Below are 5018 nucleotides of genomic sequence, written 5' to 3'. Positions count from 1 at the left end.
GCGTCCTGCTCTGTTAAAAAGTAGGTTACGCCTTGGGTAAGCACGCCGTTGGTTATTTCAGCGTTCTTCTGGGTTAGGTCAAAAGTGGTCATCCCATCGTTTTCTTCTCCCAAATCATCACATAGCTCTAATGGTGTAGGGTCGGTTATCGGAAGGCCGTTATTCACTACCAAATCAAAGCTTCCTATTGCATAGCACTCCGTGGCGTTGTCGTCCAAACGTACCCAGATTGTCTGTGGGTTGCTGATATTTGTATAGGCTTCCGGCTGCACAATAAAGTTTAAACCTGTATTGGCATCTGCTTGGTTTAGGTGATAGGTAAGGGTATAGTCTGCCGGAGACTGGCTGCCATAAATTAGGTCTTCTTGTTGGGTAAGATCGAACTCCGCAAAACCACTGTCGTCACAGGCTACTAAATCTGGTAGGTCTTGTGGTACTACCGGAGATTCTCTTACGATTAATTGCAAGGTTACAATGGTGTAACATCCGGTTCCATTTGGTGGGCTGTCGTAGGCCGCACGTACGTAAAGCGTCTGGTTAAAGGCAACTATATTCTCATACGGACTTGCCAATGGGAAGCCGCCTGTTCTTGCATCCAATAGGTTTTCGTGGTAGGTGATTATTAGGGTCGGGTCTCCTCCCTGTATCTCTGCCGTCTTGCTTTCCAAATCAAAGGACGAGAATCCGTTGTTGTCCACATCGCAGGCTACCAGTGGGGTAGGCTCTACGGGTTCTGGGTTCGGGTTGACGGTTATAAAGAAGCTAAGGCTCGCATCACAACTGTTCTGCCCGCCAATGCTTACAAATATCTCTTGTTGGGGGCTGATAACGTTTTGGTACGCCGAAGGGGTTGCTATACGGATATCGTTGTTCATATCAGCTTCCGAGGCGTAGTAGTATACCGTTAACGTGGGGTCGCCTCCGGTAATCACCGGGGTGTTCAAGGTTAAGTTGAAGGTGGAGATTCCATCGTCATTGGTACTGCCGTTTTCTTCATCATCGCACAATACCAAGTCGTTTGCGGTTCCGGTTCCCGGGAAACTGCCCACTTCTATCTCGAAGGAGCTTACTCTGGCACATCCGGTACCAAGGCTCTCCAAGCGTACCCAAATGGTCTGCCCAGCACTTTGGAAGGCGTCCGCGGGGTTTATTTCATTGATGCCAAGGTCTGCATCGGCCTGGCTTTCGTAATAGGTGATTGGTTCAAAATCTGCAGGGTCTTGTATGCCATATACTGCATCATTCTGTATTGTAAGGTCGAAAATGGCCGTGCCATCGCCGTCTTCATCACAGGCAAAGAGCGGGTCTTGGAAGGTAGCGTCCGGTGCATCGGGCAGGGCTACTACAACAAGCTCTAATTCTACAATAGTATAACACGGTAGTTGCTCTGGCGGTACTTGGTTGGTAACGCGCGCAAATACAATCTGGTTGTAGGGCACGATGTTGGTATACGGGCTTGTTATTTCGGTTCCCGGTACTGCATCGATTGCCGCTTGCATGGTTTCGTAATAGAAAATGGTAACGTCTGTTTCGTTATTTAATATTTCTACATCGCGATCGGTTAAATCGAAGGTGCTTACAATTCCGTCATCGTCATCATCACAGATAATTATTGGTTCTGGGTTCGGGTTTGCATTCGGGTTTGGAAGTACTGTTAGTGTTAGGGTAATGGTATTGGTACAGCCAAATTCCGAGGTTATTCTTCCTATCACCGTTTGTGGGGTAGCGAAGTTCTGGTACATCGTTGGGTCCGGGATTGGGATGCCCGCTGCTTCATCGGCAGGGGTCTCGAACCACAGTACGCTCAAGGTAAGATCGCCACCGGTTACCAGGATATCCTGGGTGGTCAGATCGAAGGTCGAGATCTCATCGGTGGGGGTACTGCCCTGCAGTTCGTCATCGCACAGTACCATCTCAAAAGGCCCGAGGTCTAATGGAATTGGGTCTACAATTAAGGTTAGGGTAACAATGTCATAACAGCCCTCTGCCCCATTCGGGTTTGGTGGGATGCTGCTGTTGGCATTACCTACCACCAGTACATAAATGTCTTGGGGGTTGGCGGTGTTGGTATAGGCTGCTTCGTTTTGGATGGCTGCGGAATAGTCTGGCGCGGTAAGCGCAAGGTCTCCTGCCAGTTGGGCATCGGCTAGGTTTTCATAGTAATAAAGGTCAAAACCGTTTGGATCCAGTGTGCCCAATATCTCTGATGCTGCTTCGGTAAGGTCAAAAATTGTAAAGCCATCGGCTACGGCATCGTCACATTGCCTAAAGGGTTCCGGCTCGGTAGCTACCGGGGAGGTATGTACTTCCAGAGCAAAGGAGATTATGCGGTTACACACATTGGCCGTGGACGTTACACGTGCCCAAACGCCTCCTGTTCCGTAAGCTGGATCAGCGGGGTCGGTAATTGGGAAGTCTAGATAAATCTGGTCGTTGGTGTAAAGGTTGGGTAATTGTATGCCGTTGTTCTCTGCCTCGGTCAAAGTACCGTGGTAGGTTACCGTAAGGTTGGGGTCCCCGCCCGTAATGATCGGGGTCTGGGTGCTTAGGTCGAACTGCGCAAAGCCATCGTTGTTGGAATCGCAGGCGATAAAGGTGCCCGGGGAAGTAGCCACCGGCAAAGGTTCCACAATAATCAGGAAGCTGTTTGTTGCTCTACAACCATTTTGGCTATAAACAGTTACGAATATCCGTTGTTGTGGGCTGATAATATTTTGATAGGCCGAAGGGTTTGCAATTGGGGTATTGCTTGCCTGGTCTGCGGCCGTGGCGTAATAGAATAATGTAACATTTGGATCGCCAAGGGTAATCAATGGCGTGTTCACAGTAAGGTCGAACGTTGATAGTCCATCGTCCCCAGTACTGCCGTTTATTAAATCGTCGCATTTGGTCAAGTCGTTTCCAGTGCCTATTGTTGGGAAGAGTTCCAGTTCCAGTTCAAAAGGGGTCACTCTTGCACAACCGGTAATGCGGCTCTCCAATCGCACCCAAATGGTCACCCCGCCTGCACTTATGTAGGTGGATGGGTTGGGAATGGCATTGGCAGGGGTGTTTGCGTCTGCTTCCGATTCATAATAGGTAATAGGTAAAAAGTCCGCAGCGTCTTGAACGCCGAGCACACCGTCGTCCTGAAGGGTCAGGTCGAAAATGGCCGTGCCGCTTCCACTTTCATCACAGCCTATAAAAGGGTCTGCAAAGGGTGGCATAAGGGGCATATCGGGAAGGGCGACCACTATTAACTCGAGCTCCACAATGGTAAAACAGCCTACCGAGGAAGGGGGTACGTCCTTCTCTACTCTTGCATATACAATCTGATTAAAGGGGGTGGTGTTGGTATAGGGCATCGTAATTTCTGTACCTGCAACACCGGCTATGGCATCGGCTTCCAATTCATAATAGGTTACAGATACGTCCGGCTCTCCTGCTATAATATCGGTATCGGCTAGGGTCAGGTCCCATCCGCCAACAATTCCGTCGTCGTCATCGTCGCAAAGCTCCAATGGGTCTGGGGTTGTATTTGGGTTCGGGTTGGGCAGTACCGTAAGGGTGAGGGTAACCAAGGTGTTACATCCAAACTCTGAGGTTGCACGGCCTATCACCGTTTGTGGGGTGGCCGTGTTTTGGAAGGTCGTTGGGTTGGGGATCGGGATGCCCGCGGCCTCATCGGCAGGGTTTAAAAACCACGCTACCGTAATAGTGGGATCGCCTCCGGTTACCAGGATGTCCTGGGTGGTAAGGTCGAAGGTGGATATTTCATCATCGAGTGTACTCCCTTGCAGTTCATCATCGCAGAGTGCCATCTCAAAGGGGCCTAAGTTCGCAGGGCGCGGGTCTACGATAAGGGTCAGGGTTACTATGTCGTAACAGCCTTCGCTGATGTTCGGGTTCGGGGGGATGGTGCCCGTGCCGTTGCCTACTATCAGGATGTAGATGTCCTGCGGGTTGGTGCTGTTCAAAAAGTTCGTTGGGTCGGGGATGGCCTGGGAGAAATCCGGGGCGTTCATCGCATTGTCGCCTGCTTGGGTAGCGTCAACAAGGCTTTCGTAATAGTAAAGGTCGAAGCCAGCTGGGTCCAGGGTGCCCAGCACTTCTGCTGCAACTACCGTAAGGTCGAAGAACGTAAAACCGTCTGCCACGGCGTCATCGCACAGGCGAAGGGGTTCGGCCGGTTCCGTGCCTACGGGCGAAAAGCGCACCTCTAAGGCAAAGGGTACAACTACTGTACAGCTGTTGGTGCTGCTGGAAACGCGTGCCCATACGCCACCGGTGCCATAGTTGGGGTCCAAGGGATCGGTAATGGGGGCGTCCAGATAGATCTGGTCGTTCACATAGGGGTTGGGCAAGGGCAATACACCACTTTCAGCATCCAGCATCGTACCGTGATAGGTAACCGTTAACGTGGGATCGCCAAGGGTAATGACCGCATCTTGCTGGGTCAGGTCAAAGGCGGCAAAACCGTCGTTGTTTACATCGCATTCTATAAGGTTCGGCGGGGCAGTGTTGACCGCCGGTGGGTTGTCTATGATTAGATCGACACTGCGGCTGCTGTCAAAACAACTGGCGTCGTGCCGGTTCTCCAAACGGATGTAAACGGTCTCGCCCGGAGCGGTCACAAAATAGGGGTTGGGGTGCGGGTTGGCTCCAGTGTCGGCATCGGCCTGGCTCCCGTGGTAGGTAATGAAGTATCGGGAAGATGGCTCGCCATCAAGTATCAGGGAGTTGAACTCCACGGCTAGGTCCACAAACTCTCCGCCATCGCCATCGGCATCGCAATAGTTGGCCGTGGGGGGTACGATCCCCGCAATGGCACGGCTGAAGTAGATCTCAAAATCGGTCAGATCAAAACAACTGCCGCTATTGTCCTCAATACGCGCATAAATTGTCTGGGGCGAGGGGGGGACTATAATGTGTACGCCACCCAAAATCTCATTGGTGTCGTCAAAACTGTCTTGGTAGGTCTGGTAGTATTTTATCGTAAACTGCGTGGGATCCTGCGCTCCCAATATGTTCGCATCATT

The 5018-nt window shown here is 51.2% G+C and carries 1 pseudogene; it reads right to left on the bottom strand.

Annotation, left to right across the window (positions count from 1 at the left end):
• Positions 1-4088: pseudogene (locus tag K8089_RS15775) on the bottom strand (hypothetical protein); the annotation flags it as partial.
• Positions 4089-5018: the final 930 nt, after the last annotated feature.

It is taken from the genome of Aequorivita vitellina, from assembly GCF_022008365.1.
Lineage (GTDB): Bacteria > Bacteroidota > Bacteroidia > Flavobacteriales > Flavobacteriaceae > Aequorivita > Aequorivita vitellina.
This window is presented reverse-complemented; position numbering and strand designations above follow the sequence as displayed.